The 14,594-nt window shown below is 42.3% G+C and carries 20 protein-coding genes; 4 read left to right on the top strand and 16 right to left on the bottom strand.

Annotated features, from left to right (window positions below):
* Positions 1 to 115: 115 nt before the first annotated feature.
* Together PDUR_RS04165 and PDUR_RS04160 are read left to right on the top strand one after the other, a co-directional pair.
* Positions 116 to 961, top strand: a complete 846-nt coding sequence (locus tag PDUR_RS04165) for an alpha/beta fold hydrolase (protein ID WP_233277475.1) — start codon at positions 116 to 118, stop codon at positions 959 to 961.
* A 45-nt stretch (positions 962 to 1,006) separates the two neighbouring features.
* The gene (locus PDUR_RS04160; protein WP_042205220.1) at positions 1,007 to 1,570 is read left to right on the top strand and encodes a TetR/AcrR family transcriptional regulator; all 564 of its coding nucleotides are present in this window, start codon (positions 1,007 to 1,009) and stop codon (positions 1,568 to 1,570) included.
* A 73-nt stretch (positions 1,571 to 1,643) separates the two neighbouring features.
* Here PDUR_RS04160 and PDUR_RS04155 read toward each other — a convergent pair whose 3' ends face one another.
* The gene (locus PDUR_RS04155) at positions 1,644 to 2,510 is read right to left on the bottom strand and encodes a LysR family transcriptional regulator (protein ID WP_156130293.1); all 867 of its coding nucleotides are present in this window, start codon (positions 2,508 to 2,510) and stop codon (positions 1,644 to 1,646) included.
* Between the two features lie 152 nt (positions 2,511 to 2,662).
* Here PDUR_RS04155 and PDUR_RS04150 point away from each other — a divergent pair, with 152 nt between their 5' ends.
* Positions 2,663 to 3,493 carry a nitroreductase family protein gene (locus tag PDUR_RS04150; protein WP_042205218.1) on the top strand — a complete coding sequence of 277 codons (831 nt, stop codon included), beginning with the start codon at positions 2,663 to 2,665 and terminating at the stop codon, positions 3,491 to 3,493.
* A 329-nt stretch (positions 3,494 to 3,822) separates the two neighbouring features.
* Here PDUR_RS04150 and PDUR_RS04145 read toward each other — a convergent pair whose 3' ends face one another.
* From PDUR_RS04145 to PDUR_RS04135, 3 genes are all read right to left on the bottom strand, one after another.
* A complete protein-coding gene (locus PDUR_RS04145; protein ID WP_042205217.1) occupies positions 3,823 to 4,323 on the bottom strand; it encodes a hypothetical protein in 501 nt (166 codons plus the stop codon).
* Positions 4,310 to 4,513, bottom strand: a complete 204-nt coding sequence (locus PDUR_RS04140; RefSeq protein WP_156130291.1) for a hypothetical protein — start codon at positions 4,511 to 4,513, stop codon at positions 4,310 to 4,312. The genes PDUR_RS04145 and PDUR_RS04140 overlap by 14 nt, the downstream gene beginning before the upstream one ends.
* A 492-nt stretch (positions 4,514 to 5,005) precedes the next feature.
* Positions 5,006 to 5,494 carry a hypothetical protein gene (locus PDUR_RS04135; protein WP_042205216.1) on the bottom strand — a complete coding sequence of 163 codons (489 nt, stop codon included), beginning with the start codon at positions 5,492 to 5,494 and terminating at the stop codon, positions 5,006 to 5,008.
* A gap of 149 nt (positions 5,495 to 5,643) precedes the next feature.
* Between PDUR_RS04135 and PDUR_RS27745 the strand changes: the two genes are divergently transcribed.
* A protein-coding gene (locus PDUR_RS27745; RefSeq protein WP_407944310.1) for an IS630 family transposase occupies positions 5,644 to 6,688 on the top strand; the annotation gives its coding sequence in 2 pieces (ribosomal slippage) (positions 5,644 to 6,147 and positions 6,149 to 6,688; 1,044 coding nt in all).
* Here the strand turns inward: PDUR_RS27745 and PDUR_RS28535 are convergent.
* The 12 genes from PDUR_RS28535 to PDUR_RS04070 form a co-directional block, all read right to left on the bottom strand.
* Entirely contained in the window at positions 6,657 to 6,920 is a 264-nt protein-coding gene (locus PDUR_RS28535; RefSeq protein ID WP_156130289.1) for a hypothetical protein, read from the bottom strand. The genes PDUR_RS27745 and PDUR_RS28535 overlap by 32 nt on opposite strands.
* Positions 6,921 to 6,934: 14 nt before the next feature.
* Positions 6,935 to 7,393, bottom strand: a complete 459-nt coding sequence (locus tag PDUR_RS27085) for a hypothetical protein (protein WP_052410021.1) — start codon at positions 7,391 to 7,393, stop codon at positions 6,935 to 6,937.
* Complete coding sequence (locus PDUR_RS04115) at positions 7,390 to 7,725, bottom strand: hypothetical protein (RefSeq protein ID WP_042205214.1); 336 nt, start codon at positions 7,723 to 7,725, stop codon at positions 7,390 to 7,392. Before PDUR_RS04115 ends, PDUR_RS27085 begins: the two co-directional genes overlap by 4 nt.
* Before the next feature lie 292 nt (positions 7,726 to 8,017).
* Positions 8,018 to 8,236, bottom strand: coding sequence for a hypothetical protein (locus PDUR_RS04110; protein ID WP_052410019.1), 219 nt, complete (start codon positions 8,234 to 8,236; stop codon positions 8,018 to 8,020).
* 11 nt (positions 8,237 to 8,247) lie between these two features.
* Positions 8,248 to 8,448 carry a hypothetical protein gene (locus PDUR_RS04105; protein ID WP_042205212.1) on the bottom strand — a complete coding sequence of 67 codons (201 nt, stop codon included), beginning with the start codon at positions 8,446 to 8,448 and terminating at the stop codon, positions 8,248 to 8,250.
* Between the two features lie 6 nt (positions 8,449 to 8,454).
* A complete protein-coding gene (locus tag PDUR_RS04100; protein ID WP_042205211.1) occupies positions 8,455 to 8,934 on the bottom strand; it encodes a hypothetical protein in 480 nt (159 codons plus the stop codon).
* Positions 8,935 to 8,948: 14 nt separating this feature from the next.
* Positions 8,949 to 9,362: a hypothetical protein gene (locus PDUR_RS04095; protein ID WP_042209047.1), complete on the bottom strand. Its 414-nt coding sequence runs from the start codon at positions 9,360 to 9,362 to the stop codon at positions 8,949 to 8,951.
* Complete coding sequence (locus tag PDUR_RS28530) at positions 9,347 to 10,252, bottom strand: hypothetical protein (RefSeq protein WP_156130287.1); 906 nt, start codon at positions 10,250 to 10,252, stop codon at positions 9,347 to 9,349. The genes PDUR_RS04095 and PDUR_RS28530 overlap by 16 nt, the downstream gene beginning before the upstream one ends.
* A 719-nt stretch (positions 10,253 to 10,971) precedes the next feature.
* The gene (locus PDUR_RS04085; RefSeq protein ID WP_233277474.1) at positions 10,972 to 11,475 is read right to left on the bottom strand and encodes a hypothetical protein; all 504 of its coding nucleotides are present in this window, start codon (positions 11,473 to 11,475) and stop codon (positions 10,972 to 10,974) included.
* A 1-nt stretch (position 11,476) separates the two neighbouring features.
* Positions 11,477 to 12,979, bottom strand: a complete 1,503-nt coding sequence (locus PDUR_RS27075) for a CdiA C-terminal domain-containing protein (RefSeq protein WP_156130286.1) — start codon at positions 12,977 to 12,979, stop codon at positions 11,477 to 11,479.
* Positions 12,976 to 13,161, bottom strand: coding sequence for a hypothetical protein (locus tag PDUR_RS04075; protein ID WP_042205208.1), 186 nt, complete (start codon positions 13,159 to 13,161; stop codon positions 12,976 to 12,978). The genes PDUR_RS27075 and PDUR_RS04075 overlap by 4 nt, the downstream gene beginning before the upstream one ends.
* Complete coding sequence (locus tag PDUR_RS04070; RefSeq protein ID WP_042205207.1) at positions 13,149 to 14,441, bottom strand: type VI secretion system Vgr family protein; 1,293 nt, start codon at positions 14,439 to 14,441, stop codon at positions 13,149 to 13,151. Before PDUR_RS04070 ends, PDUR_RS04075 begins: the two co-directional genes overlap by 13 nt.
* Positions 14,442 to 14,594 lie beyond the last annotated feature (153 nt).

The raw sequence follows: 14,594 nt of genomic DNA, 5'->3' as shown, positions 1-14,594 counted from the left end.
CCGGTAAATGAGGCTTTAAAGTTTTGTTGGCTATTTTTAATTTTTTTTGACCGATTCGGAACGGTCGTTCCGGTAAATTCAAAAAAGAAAAAACTATTATTTTGGAGGCAGGATTATGATGGATCAAACCAAGAACCCGCAAAGCAGAGTTGTATCGACAAGCAACGGGCACTATGTGACTGTGGACAAAAATGTTAATATCTATGTAGAAGATGTTGGTGAAGGAGCGCCGGTTGTGTTCCTGCACGGGCTGCCGGTAGACCACAGAATGTATGAGTATCAAAGGAATGTGCTTCCATTCAAAGGCATTCGGTTTATTGGAATCGATCTTCGTGGCTTTGGTAAATCCGATCGTCCGATAACTGGTTATGATTACAATAGATTGAGTGACGATATTCGAGAGGTCATCGATCAACTGAACCTGGATCAGGTAACACTGGTTGGATATTCTATGGGCGGGGCCATTGCCGTCCGTTACATGGCAAGACATAATGGCCACGGCGTTTCGAAATTAATTTTGGCTGCTGCGGCAACCCCGCTATTTTCGCAAAAACCTGACTATCCATTTGGTCTGCCCATCGAGGTCATTGACTCAATTATTGCATCAGGCTATGAAGACCGTCCTCAAATGATAGCTGCATTCAACAGTACCCTGTTCCATAACAAACCAAGTCAGGAGTTTATGGATTGGTATAACCGTTTGTCCCTTGAAACGGATGCCATTGCAACCTTTAAATGCTTGGAAGCTTTAGGTGCCGAAGATTCACGGGAAGACTTGGCCGCAATCAAAGTTCCAACCCGAATCTTCCAGGGTATGCACGATCAAATGATTCCTTTTGAACCTCAGGAGAAAGGGATAGAGAACGCCCAGGTTATTCGATTTGAAAATAGCGGGCATGGTCTGTGGTATGAAGAGAAAGATAAGTTTAACGAGGAAATTCTTAAATTTGTTCAATCGTAAGGTATGCAGTTGCCCGTTCCGCATGCCAGCAAGGGGGTACTATCATTGTCCAGACAGAAAGCCTTTGAGATCAATGAGGTGATTGATAAGGCATTAGAAGTTTTTTGGGAAAAAGGATATGAAGGCTGCTCAATGCAGGACCTTGTTAATGAACTCGAGCTTAGCCGCAGCAGCATTTATGAGACATTCGGGAACAAAAAGGCCTTATACCTCTTAACATTGGACCGATACGAAGCACAAACGAAGACTCGCTTATCGGCAATTCTTTATGAAGAAGGCACAGCCCAGGAATTGTTGGTTCGTTTTTTTAACACAGTGGTTGAACATACACATCGCCGGAGCTGCTTTATGGTCAATGCTTCTCTGGAGATGACTGCGCATCCCGATGTGGCCCACCGGGTTCACACGAATATGATCCGAAATGAACAAGCATTCTACCAGCTCTTGGAACGTGCGCATGCTAATGGCGAACTGAAAGAAAACGTTGATTTAAGAGCCATGTCCCAGTACCTCGTAAATGTTATGCACGGCATCTCTGTCACCGCAGTAACATCAGACCGGCAAATGCTTGATCATATTATTAATACTTCCTTGAGCTTTCTTAAGTAAAGAAGCTTCATTAGAAATCCGCAGATCATGCGGATTTTTTTTGCCTTTTTACCCGAAGAGATTCCCATAGCAGTTAAGCAAATAACTGAAGTGCCGTCTCAATAAATAATTTTACAGCGATTGAAGATTCCTCTAACGAGTGAACTGCGATATGAATATCCCGGTATCCTTCCGGATCAATCTCACGAACGCCAACATTTGGAGGCAGATTGAACAATGACAGCTCAGACATGATCGCCATTCCCAGTCCTTCTTGCACCATGTTTAAGCCTGTATTGTAGTTGTAGACCACAAATTTCTCCCGAGGATTCATACCGGCTTTATTGAACCAATCGATAACCGGCGGTTCGAAGCCTGCTCTGCATATAATCATCGGTTCGTCCTGCAAATCCTGTACTCGTATTACGGACTGGTTAAATAATGGGTGGTCGTCTCTTAAAACGGCGAACATTTTTTCACGGTATAACACAAACGTCTCAAGCTCATGAACCGGCGGAATAAGCAATCCCACGTCAATGAAGCGGGTTTCCAGCCACTCCTTAATTTCGGCTATGGTCCCTTCATAGATCGAAAATTCAATATTCGGATATTTTTCAGAAATACAGCGGATAATCTTGGGAATAAAATGGGCGGAGGCTACCGGAAATGCTCCGATTCGAATCGTCCCTATTTCCAGTCCCTTTTCCTTGGCAATCTCCTGATCAACTTTCTCAAACCCCTGCAAAATCTCCCTGAAAATCCGGAGGATACGCTTCCCGATGTCCGTAAGCATTACCCCATTACGACGGTTACGAATGAACAGGACCACATCAAGCTCAGCTTCAAGTGAGGATATGGCACGGCTTACAGCAGGCTGTGTCATATTCAGCTCCTGTCCGGCTCTAGTAAAGCTTCCCGTATCTGCAATTTTGACGATTAACTGCAATTGTGCATGATTCATATCAGTTTTGGTATGCCTCCTATGAGTAATATTCATTTTATTTATATCTGATTGTATTGTATCATCGGATCAGAGCAAACGGCAAGTAAGAAAGAGAAGATGCAGCCATGATTAGCCATAAAATTAGAAAATAGCGATCGGGGAGGATAAATATGAATTTGATAACTGTAGATCAAGCGAAATGTGCGAAGTGCGGGATTTGCATAAACGAGTGTCCGGAACAGGCATTAAAGCTTGGAGACAATGGTCCGGAAGAAGTGTATCCGCAGAACTGTATTGCCTGCGGTCATTGTGTAGCCGTCTGTCCCAGAGAAGCTATTGATAATAAGAAAACACCGCTTGCTGATCAAACGAGTTCAAGAAATCTGCCAAAATTAAGCCCCGAGGAGGCAGAAAACTTCCTTCGTTCCAGACGTTCCATCCGGTCTTACAGAAACGCTCCCGTTCCAAGAGAAAAGCTAATACAGCTTGTTAATATTGCGCATTATGCCCCTACCGGAAGCAATCTGCAGGGCGTGTCCTATAAAATAATAGACAATAAGGATGTCATTAACCGGGCTGTTGCAATTGCAGTGGAAGGATTGGAAAATGATGCCGGGCTCAGTCAAGGACGGAATAACTTTTTTAAACCTTATCATGAGCAAGGGATCGACACTATTTTACGGGGAGCCCCCGCTCTTGTACTGGCCATTGCTGATGAGAATTTCCCCAGAGGCAGAGAAAACTCCATTCTTTCCTTGGCCTATTTGGAGCTGTATGCGCCAACGCTTGGATTAGGTTCATGTTGGGCTGGAATATTTGAGAAGATTGCACTCCAGGATCATTCTCCCATGCTGAAATTATTCAATATTCCTGAAGGAAAGAAAATAACAGGCGCCGTTATGGTAGGCTCCCCAAAGTACCGTTATCCAAGATTAGTGGATAGAAACCCGTTGGAATTTAGTTTTTATGAGTCGGATGAAACCGTGCCTTCACAATCTTGACTTAGAGCACACTCTAAGATGTGATATCGCTCCATGGAAGAAGATGTATAATCACAAGAAGAGTTAGCGGAACAGATTGAGAGGCTTCAAGAACATTATGAAGTCCTTAAAATGAAAAATTGAAATTTACCGTAAAATGTGAAAAAAAGCTTATTCCTAACTCATGGCTTAAGTTGGAATAAGCTTTTGAAATTTTTGTCAAGTGTTTGTCAAATTGTTTCGTGGTTAGTTTGTTGGTTGGTTGTATTGTACGATCTTGTTGTTCGGTTATAGAGTGAGTTTACACAAAATCTTGACAGATCCGTTTTTCGCTTACAAATTAAGAAAACTTACTTTTTTATAGTTAATTTAAATTCATTATCAAAAATCACAAATTCATTGCTAATACTAACAAGTAAATCAGAATAGTTCTTTTCTATCTTGTATTTAAGTTCATTCATAGAGGGGAACACTTGCATATATAAACAAAGTTCTGTAATTTTATAACTGTCAGGATCAAGGAACATTTCTACCTTAGTTATATCGTTATCTTTTCGGTTCACCTGATTAATACTGTAGATAATCTTTTCGTTGTCATCCTCTTTCTTTTTTTCAGAACCGAATAAGCTACCTAAATTGATGTAATTCGGATTCCCTTTTCTAAATATTGAAACTAAATCAACTACCAAGCTATCAAAAGATTTTTCAAAGAAATCTCTTTGTAATGCATTCCATTCATGATCTATAAAAGTAAACCAATTTGGGCTTACCGCTGAAGTATCAATCACCCCAGGCTTTGATTGTTCATATAAATTTCTCTTCAAACCAACTTCGTCTTTATTTGTACACACTATACTTACCTCCAATTTTATTAGCTATGGCTTCCATTAACATATCGTTTATTTTAGCATATCCCTCTTCTCTCAAAATTTGCATCATTTCAGGATTATTTCTAAATGAATTTTGAGTGTCTATAGTATCTATATAGATATCTTTTATATCATTATAAGGAACACTCCAACCGCCAGTTCCCCTTTTCATACTAAGTGTAACCCCGTTAGGAAGTGTCGCACGTATTTCCGTCGCATCAAATGCAAGAGCAGTTTCAAAGTCTTGCCAACTAAACATACCATTTGTTGGATGATTATGTGTAATAGTAGCGTCCTTAATTATATCTTTATAAGGTGAGCATTTTACATTAAACTGAGCCCTTGCTGGGCAAGGAGATTTTGAGCATAAAAAAGGACTTCATCCCAACTTAGAGAAGTTTTTTGGTAACCACACCAAAACACTACTTTTGTTTATATTCCCGGGCAATTTCCATAGCTTGGCTAGCTGTTAATTTAGTATTCATATTTCCTCCCATTATTCCTAATATCCCTTCCAATCAGATAAATGCCATGCTCTATTCCTTACTTTGAAAATGTATCGTTGCGCTTCATATATTTCAGCGGCATACAAAAAAAGCTTACTCCTATTTCACAGTTCAAGTTGGAATAAGCTTTCGAAAGGTTATCAAGTGTGTTTGTAAAATCACAGTTCGTCTATGTCAATAGGTTCCATTTCTACAAATCTTTCATACCATCCATTCATGGAGATGTATGCAACATTTTTTATCTCTAGCTCATGCATTCTAAAAACAAATAATCCTCCCTTTTCAAAGATTCTAATTAATGGTTCGTATACACTTAAATATTTTTGATATTCTGGATTTTCATCAACATATTTCGCCAATTGTATATAAAATTCGAATATCCTTTTTGCACTCGTATTTTTAACTAACAATTCTAATGCTTTTGAACTGCAATATTTCGAGATATCTACCCCTTCCTCAGTGTCACCAAGCAATTTTGCTATATGTGTAAACATAGGCTTCAGTGGCTTTATAGACTCTTCTTTGTAAAATTGAGCTGCTCTTCTCAAAAATTCACGACCTAAATCGGCATCTTCTTCCGATACAATTGTACCCACTTCATCCCATTTAACATTATTAATTTTTTCTATTGCCTTATTCAGATACATATTCTCACCTCAAAATTAATAATCTATATATTCGGTGAAAAACAAATGGAATAATGTGGACGTAGAAAACCCAAAAGAAATAAATTCCAGTATAATAGTCTTCCATCATATAATCATTGGAGACGATACAAATGAGCGTACGAGTTGGTGTGGCAGAAGAACACAAAGCAGTAGCCATTCAGGAAATCAAAGCCGCGATGAAAATAAACAAAGATGTACGTATGCATGAAAGGTATCAGACGATCCTCATGCTGTTACTTGGTGAATCTTACGAACGGATTTCCGAAGTGACAGGACGGACTATATCGACCTTATATAACTACAGCGAAGCTTACCGAGAACAAGGGATGCAGGGGCTACAAATCGGACGTCCTCCAGGACGACATCGCTTGTTAACAGCTGAACAAGAGCAACAAGTGTATGAAGTGGTAACGAATCAAACGCCCGAGGATCAAGGATTTCCTTCCCAGATGAACTGGACTTCTCCACTCGTTCGGAAATGGATCGAACAAAAGTGGAATATTCGGTATTCGGATCGAGGAACACGAGACCTGTTGTACCGTTTGAAGCTTAGCTTTACGAAGCCGACCTACACACTGGCTAAAGCAGACCCACAGAAACAAGAAGAATTCAAAGAACACTTTCAGGAGTTAAAAAAAACTCCTCGCTGGGCGCATCAACCGGATTCTGTTTGAAGATGAGTCCATGATCCGGGATTACCAAGCGCTTTCTCGTACCTGGTTTCCCAAGGGGCAGCAAAAAATCATTCCCACCTACGGCAAGCATTGGGGAGCGAAGCTGATTGGAACGCTGGATTATGAATCCGGTGAAGTATTTTGCGTACAAGAAGAACAGTACACCGCCAAAGAATTCTTGTCCTTTCTGGAACGTCTCTTGGAAAAATATGAAGGGGATCGAATCGTGATGATTTTGGATAATGCACGAATCCATCATGCCGACCTCATCCAGCCTTTTTTAAAAGAACATCAAGCCAAGCTCACCTTGGTTTACTTGCCTCCGTATAGTCCGAATTTGAACATGATTGAAGAATTATGGGCCTGGCTAAAATCATCCGTGATTCATAATGTCTTCTTTGACTCGGTACAAAAAATTCGTAAAGCTGTTCAAGGATTCATCCGATTAATTAATGAAACGCCTGCCGCTACAGTTGAACGGTTATGTCTCCAATTCTAAATATTAAATGCCGGATATATATATCTTTATCGGCATACTTAAGATACTCATTAAATTTATCATATCCTGGAAAATCCTCAGACGGCTGCTCAGCTCCTTGAGCATTTGCTGCATCATGGGCATTTTTTGTCGGATCCGGTTTATACCCATTTTTCATATCCCAAGTAGATGGATCTCTTAAAGGTAAAGGTTCTATTTTGCTACCATTTCCATCAATGTACCCATTCTTCATGATATCTTGTTCTTTTAATTCATGATCTGCCAGTCTCTTAAACCAATCTTTTTTGTAAGCTCTCTCTTTTGTGCCAATTGCCATGCATAAACGACATCAGAATCTGCTTGGAAATATAACTTATTATATGGTTGACCCTCTACAGATAGATCATGAATAGTTAAAAATAAGTGTTCTTTCATCTTGGCAACTTGTTCTTCAGTTAATCCTGTATTTTTAGCAACCGTTTTTACATCTTCTAAACCTACTTTTCTAATCTCAATATATTTTCTCTCCACAAGCGCATCAAACCCATCTTTTGGAGGTACGCTATACTGCCTCATTGCTGCAGGATCAGTTAAATATTTAACTTCACCCGTCCCCCCTGCCTTCAAAGCATCTTCCAGCTCATCCAGCGCCGCGATATTCCTGCCATTCGCTAGTTTATCCGCCGCCTTGTACAAGCCGTGCTTCATCAAGAACGCCAGATTCACAAACGCGAGGGCGACCCCATATCATCCAGCATCGCCTGGTCTATACCGAGGATGCTCGGATTCGTATTCCCATTTCCGTTCTTGAGATCGATTAGCTTCTCAATGTTGACGGCGACCATGCCTGCGCCTATGACCCCATCTGCGAGCGCCAGGAGATACAACGATCCCCCTCCTGTCGCAAACGCCCCGATGATCGCCACCGCTCCAAATAAGAGATTGATCTCCGCAATCAGAACTTGGGGATCGATGACTAACACTTGGAACGTATACCGGGATAAGTATACCTTTTTTTCCGTATGCTTGCTGAGATAATCCGATCGACCTTTTCGCATGATCTTGAGCTTGTAAACAGGTGGGTTGGGGTTTGACGTTCATTTTTCTACTGCTTGTGCCTGTTTTGCTATTCTCTTTCTTAACTTTCTTCTGATTTTGGGCATGAAAAAAAGCTCATTCCTACTCATAATTCAAGTTGGAATAAGCTTTTGAAAGGTTATCAAGTGTTTGTTTACGTTCTTTAGTGTTTGGTTTTTTGGTTGTATTTGTACTAGTTGACCTTATAATACGAAAAACCTTGACAGACCCTAATTGGTATATCTATAAATATTCAAAAAAGAAAGGAACAATCTAAGATCTTTTGCTTTTTAAATCAGAAATAATCTCTGTAATTCCACTTGTGATTGCAGAACCAATGACCTCTGAATAATTATTAAATGAAGGAGTTTTTTCTATTATCGAATCAAGTAAATTTTTGAACTTTCCTTCAACCATAATTCTAACTCCTTTTACTAATTCTCCAGTATCGCCGTTTTGCAAATCATCTTCAACAATTGTAAAATTATCCATAATACTATCTCCTATTTTATGGTCTTATTAATTCCCCTAGCTAGGGCATTTGCTATAAGATTTGTGTATCCGCCATAGGATTTTTCGTTTTGAAGTATTGTGTCTAAAACTTGTTTGAAATACCCATCCACAACTACAGTAACCCCTTTTACAGCTTCTCCAGAGTTTTCATTTAGAAATTCATCTTCAAATATTTGAACCTGGTTTTTCAAAGAAACTCACCCTTTCACTTTGGCATTCTCCGGAATTATTTTTTTTGTATCTTTTTCAAAAACACCCCTCCATCCAGTTGGAACAAAATCCTCATAAGATCCAGGTTCTTTAAAAAAGGAGTAAAAAATTTTGTTATCAAAATCTAAATAAAACGAAGTTTCAACTTCGGAATTCACTCCACCCAAGTATACTTCAGAATATAAATTAAAGTAATCAATCAATTCTGTATAGCTTACTTTAAAGTCTTTCATAGCTTCTTGAAACTGTTCTATATTTTTTTCAGATAGTATTTCACATCCTACACGTTCTTCATAATCAGCCTCTGTTTCAGTTACTTCAGGTTGATTGAATTTTCTTCGGAAGGCGTTGTCTAATTCTAGCAAATCCATAATCCATAATTCTTTTTCACTCACATACCAAGTATATTTCTCTTCATGTTTCACTAAAACTACGACTGTATCAGGAAAATTTGGTTCCACTTTCAAAGCTGTTACAACCCCTACTCAAGTGTTTTAGCATTTTTAGCAATTTCTTCAATCCAATCGAGCCAGACGGGTGGCAGCTCAAGATACAATCCTGGCTGATGAGGGTCAACTATTTTAGGCGCTGTTCTGCCTTGATTTAAAAGGTTCGTTCTATATTTTTTCTGAGGGATTGCATACTCCATTATCATATCATGAAACCAACTATCAACTTCAAACTCAATAATGTAAGATCCTTCTCCTTTTTTTTGCATGAAATATTCTGCATGTTCTGCTGTTTCGGCACTCACATTTAAATTGCTATTTTTAGTGACTATTGAAATAGTTCCGTCATCATTTACAACCATTCTTTCAAAGCTGCCATGTTCGCCCTTGGTTTGCACTCTGTAATACTTTACAGTATTTGCTTCATCAGCTACACTAACATGCAACCACCATTTCCCGTCCCCTTTGCCCTCCAAGCCTTCGATGCATCTTCCAGTTCTTCCAGCGCCGCGATATTCCTGCCATTCGCTAGTTTATCCGCCGCCTTGTACAAGCCGTGCTTCATCAAGAACGCCAGGTTCACAAACGCGATGGCGAGCCCCATATCATCCAGCATCTTCTGGTCTATGCCGAGGATGCTCGGATTCGTATTCGCATTTCCGTTCTTGAGATCGATTAGCTTCTCAATGTTGACGGCAACCATGCCTGCGCCTATGACCCCATCTGCGAGCGCCAGGAGATACAACGATCCCCCTCCCGTCCAAAACGCCCCGATGATTGCCACCGCTCCAAATAAGAGATTGATCTCCGCGATCAGAACTTGGGGATCGATGACTAGCACTTGGAAGGTATACCGGGATAAGTATACCTTTTTTTCTGTATGCTTGCTGAGATAATCCGGCTTCTGCGGAATGATGTGCTCCAGTTGCAACGCGTCCAGGACAGGTCCCAGTTGATCCACCAGTTTCCCGATCCCCGTAAAATCCAGCATCTGCTCGATTATACCCGGCCCGTGGCTTTCCTGCGGCGCTCTTTGCGAAAGTACGGGCTGCGGGGGAAGCATCGCCCGGATCTCCGCTGGCGACTTGCCTTCCCGTGCTCCTTGCTCCATGATCTTCTTCGCACTTTGATTCCACTCATATACCGCTGTCCGATCCCGGTCTTCCTGATCGTAGATGTTCTGGTTCTGCTCTAGCTCCGCTTGTTTCTCTTTCTTACCCTTCTTCGGTTCAGCTGGCGGGGCGTACTTCTTCTGGTAGGCGTTCTGCTGCTCTTCCGCCGATTTCCCGCTCAGCCAGCTTCGCGCCGCAGCGATTCCATTCGGATTACTGTTCACTTCAGCTGCCACTTTCGCACGAATGTCCGCCTTTTGGCCTTCCGTTAATTGCACAGCCGCTTTAACGCGACAGCTTAAATCCAGTTCTTCTTTTAGGATTTCCCCGTTGCGATTGTTTCAAAAACCTGTAGAAAGCGTACATAACAAAAAACAGGTCAATCATGGTAGTTTCTGACCAAAATCGACCTGTTTAACGTAAGGGAATAGCGTTATTTAGGTTATAAAATTAAAGCATTTGATGTGCGTATTAAAGGGGGTGGAAAAATATTGTAACTACTCAGGTATCTATATGGTATAAATCCTGAAAAGTTATTACTTGAGCTATTATATATTGAATTCACCCTTCAAAAGAACACAAATAGCGAAAAGTAATTACTCAACTGGGACTAAGAAAACACAATATGTGGTTCCTTTAAAGAGATGGAAATCATGATGTTGTACCTAAGTAGTTACAAAATATTTATACGGGTATTACTTGGGTTAAGTCTACTTGAACTCCGCCGCCCGATTCATTCGGCACTGGGTGGGGTCTACTCATAATAAATCAACGATCAGAGGATAATGACAACAAAGACCACAATATGGGCGGCGATCTCGTATTGTGGTATTGAACGACTGGTTACACAAAATTATTGACATACCTCGAAAATATTTACAAGCGCTGATATCATTTTATTACTCAACAAATAGGAAGAGATTACCTTCTATACTCCCCATCTTTAAAAAATCCTCTCTTCATATGGATAATTCAGTAGTGCTAGATTTTCTTTTGTCATATACCATGTTCGATATTCATCCAAATTACTGTTGATAAGTAAAGACCCTTTAATTCTTTTTAGTAATGGATATGTGGAATCATCCTCTAAAATCAAATCTCGATCGTTCATATTCAATATTTTTCCAATTATTCCAAGTAGCTTTAACCATCCTAAATCAAATGTACGCGTTATAAATTGAATACTAATAAAAACATTCGTATCTACACCATATGCTTCGAGATTTGCCTTCCGATAACGTTCTGTATAGTCATCCTCATCATCTAAATTAATGCTCATTGAAAAATATGTGCAACCGACACTTACGCGTTGAGTATAAGACCTATCCCATACTTCTGCCTCATGATCAATTAATTCTACAAATAATACTTCGCATATCATATTGTAGAGAAAATTCCCCAATTCTTCTTTAGGCAAATTAGAACCAATACATAACGAATAATCCATTTTACTCATACCTCCAATACGCTCTAGTTACTTGACGACCTTCAATGACTAATAGTTCATTTAAATGTTTTAAATCCTTGTGGGTTTGACTTAATATAAACTCAATAAGTTCAGCCCTTTTTTCAATAGGATAATCATTTAAATTTAACACTATTCTTCTTGCTTGATCCGTAGTTTTATCTCTGAGCATTTTAAGAATGTTCTTTAGATTAGTTGATTCAGGAGCATAACAATCAAACACCTGCCGCTCTATTATGAAGTCCGGACTTTTATCAGGATTAATACCATAGCCGTTTCCACCAAAACCATTTCCATTGGGGACTTCGTCAAGCATTATCGTGCGATATCCATTTTCCGCCAGCACATCTGCGGCTTCATTTTGTCTATCTATTCCTCGAGTATCTTTACCTGTAGCTTTAGCATAATCTCCTTCTGGTTTCCCTCCCTCAGGTAACGAAGGCTTCGTAATTGTTTCATTTGGCCTGATTTTAGGTGTATAAGGAATATATTTAGGAGGATATAGAGAGTACTCAGAACTAGTTTTCCAGTCTACATTTTCATCACCATATTTTGAACGGAAATACTCATCCCATTCTGGTCCTGTTCTTGGTGTATTAGCACCATTACCCGTCCCCCCTGCTCTCGAAGCATCTTCCAGCTCTTCCAGCGCCGCAATATTCCTGCTGTTCGCCAGTTTATCCGCCGTCTTGTATAAGCCGTGCTTCAATAAGCTCGCCAGGCTTACAACCGTGATGGCAATGCCCAGGTTATCCAGCATCGCCTGGTCTAGACCGAAAATGTTCGGATTCGTATTCCCATTTCCGTTCTTGAGATCGTACAGTTTCATCCCGTTGACGATGATCGTGGCTGCGCCTATGGCTATATCTGCGGCCATCAGGAGATACAACGATCCCCCTCCCGTCGGAATTGCCGTGATGATCGCCACCGCTCCAAATAAGATATTTAACTCCGCGATCACCATCTGGGGATCGATGACTAACACTTGGAACGTATACCGGGATAAGTATACCTTTTTTTCCGTATGCTTGCTGAGATAATCCGGCTTCTGCGGGATGACATGCTCCAGCTGCCACGCGTCTAGAGCAGGACCCATCTTTTCCATCATTTTCCTGATCCCCGTGAAATCCAGCATTTTTTGTATCATATCCGGCCAATGGCTTTCCTGCGGCGCTCTTCGCATAAGTACAGGTTCCGGTGGGAGCATCGCCCGGATCTCCGCTGGCGACTTGCCTTCCCGTGCTCCTTGCTCCATGATCTTCTTCGCGCTTTGATTCCACTCATATACCGCTGTCCGGTCCCGGTCCTCTTGCTCATATTCCTTCTGACTCTCTGCCAGCTCCGCTTGTTTCTCTTTCTTACTCTTCTTCTTCGGTTCGCTTGCCGGCTGGGCGTAGCTCTTCTGGTAGGCGCTCTGCTGCTCTTCCGCTGATTTCCCGCTCATCCAGCTTCGCGCCGTAGCTACTCCATTCGGATTGCTGTTCACTTCGGCTGCCACTTTCGCACGAATGTCCGCCTTGTTGCCTTCCGTAAGGGTACGGACACTGGCACTCCGGACATCGGAACGGCGACATTCTTGTTGAAATCCAGTTCTTCCTGCCAGATTTTCGCTTCGGCCTGTTCATCGATATACATCTGCTTGAGTTCTTCATCCGTCAGCAACTCCATGAAATCCGCTTCGACTTTCTGGAAGTCCAGCTTGCTGCTCTTGATGCCCACCCGGTTTTCTTGGATGACCATATAATGGGCAGCGTTCGTTTGCAGCGCAATCTGCTTCGCGGCGCGCATGCGGATGGACTCGAGCACTCCCTTCTCGCTCCCGCTCCCCACCTCCATCCGGTTGCCTGCCACCAGCAACAAATCCTCGCTTGCATTAACCGTAATGTTCCCGCCATCCAGATGCAGGCTGACCGTCCCTTTCTCGAACAGCACTCCGTCGTCTCCCAGCTGCATCTTGGCCGCTCCCGGCATCTCGAACACTTTCGTCGTGGGCTTTGGAACACCGTCCGGCTCTTCATCTCCTCACTTCCGCCGCGAACCGAGTTGATTGCCATCGCCTGCTTCTCGGTACCGCTTGGAAAATACACCTTGATCCGCGCGCCTTCCTCCGGCAGACAGTGAAAGATATTGTTCCCTTCCCCCGAGTAGGGGAACCACCAGTTCCCTTGCGCGTCATGCTCCGCATCGATGTCCAGATGAACCTTTACCATATTGTTCGCCCGTTTCACGACCCGGCCTTCGAGGGAGACGCCTTGAATCCGCTCATTCCGCCGCAGCTTCATTCTCAGCGTCTGCCGTTTCACCAGCACATATTCATATTGCAGCAGCCCGGAGGCATAGCTGATCACCGATTCGGATACGACCCACATCTGGTTTTTAAACAGGACATCATCTCCGACCTCGCAATATTGCTCGCTGATGACCCGGTAATGGACAAAATCCGCCTCCTGAAGCGAATCCTCTTCGTTTCCTTCCGCATGCGCCTTCAGCTCTTCATAGCGGGCCCGGTCCTTCACGGCGGTGTAACGCTTGGACTTCAGCTCCTCGCCCCATGACAAATCCGGCACGCCGAAATAGACGCGCGGCGCATCCAGGGCCACATCCGGCAAAATAACGGTCCCGATCCGGGAGGCCAGCCGTTTCATAAACTGCCAGTCGGTCTCTGCAAATTGAACCATGAGCGACCCGATTGCCGCTTCCTCGTTTGTCGCCATATTTTGTGCAGCCCCTCCGGGGTAGTCAGCGACGAGCTGCGCTATGGCGTCCGAATAGGTCAAATGCTTGTTCTGATACGACCGGTTTTTCGGCTCCATATCCATGGCATACGTGCGCGAGATCGCCTCGACTTGCACATGCGGAATCCCATCTTCCATGTGAATATCGATACCCGTAATGCCCCCGGCGAACCACCTCTCCGCTTTCGGCTCGGCAGGCTTCCAGAGGACCACACTGTCCTCAAAGCTGCTTCGTTGTATGCAGAGTTCCGCTTCCTCTTCACTCTTCCTTCTTTAATTTTGGGTATGCAAAAAAAGCTCATTCCTACTCATAATTCAAGTTGGAATAAGCTTTTAATAGGTTATCAAGTTTTTATTTAAGTTGTT

This window comes from Paenibacillus durus (assembly GCF_000756615.1).
GTDB lineage: Bacteria > Bacillota > Bacilli > Paenibacillales > Paenibacillaceae > Paenibacillus_AQ > Paenibacillus_AQ durus.
The sequence above is the reverse complement of the archived record's forward strand: the minus strand, read 5'-3'. Positions and strand labels throughout refer to the sequence as shown.

Coding starts and splice junctions, on each gene's coding strand:
- PDUR_RS04165 (WP_233277475.1), top strand. CDS start 116: ATGATGGATCAAACCAAGAACCCGCAAAGCAGAGTTGTATCGACAAGC.
- PDUR_RS04155 (WP_156130293.1), bottom strand. CDS start 2,510: ATGAATCATGCACAATTGCAGTTAATCGTCAAAATTGCAGATACGGGA.
- PDUR_RS04150 (WP_042205218.1), top strand. CDS start 2,663: ATGAATTTGATAACTGTAGATCAAGCGAAATGTGCGAAGTGCGGGATT.
- PDUR_RS04140 (WP_156130291.1), bottom strand. CDS start 4,513: ATGAAAAGGGGAACTGGCGGTTGGAGTGTTCCTTATAATGATATAAAA.
- PDUR_RS04135 (WP_042205216.1), bottom strand. CDS start 5,494: ATGTATCTGAATAAGGCAATAGAAAAAATTAATAATGTTAAATGGGAT.
- PDUR_RS28535 (WP_156130289.1), bottom strand. CDS start 6,920: ATGAAGAATGGGTACATTGATGGAAATGGTAGCAAAATAGAACCTTTA.
- PDUR_RS04115 (WP_042205214.1), bottom strand. CDS start 7,725: ATGCGAAAAGGTCGATCGGATTATCTCAGCAAGCATACGGAAAAAAAG.
- PDUR_RS04110 (WP_052410019.1), bottom strand. CDS start 8,236: ATGGATAATTTTACAATTGTTGAAGATGATTTGCAAAACGGCGATACT.
- PDUR_RS04085 (WP_233277474.1), bottom strand. CDS start 11,475: ATGGATTATTCGTTATGTATTGGTTCTAATTTGCCTAAAGAAGAATTG.
- PDUR_RS04075 (WP_042205208.1), bottom strand. CDS start 13,161: ATGGAGTTGCTGACGGATGAAGAACTCAAGCAGATGTATATCGATGAA.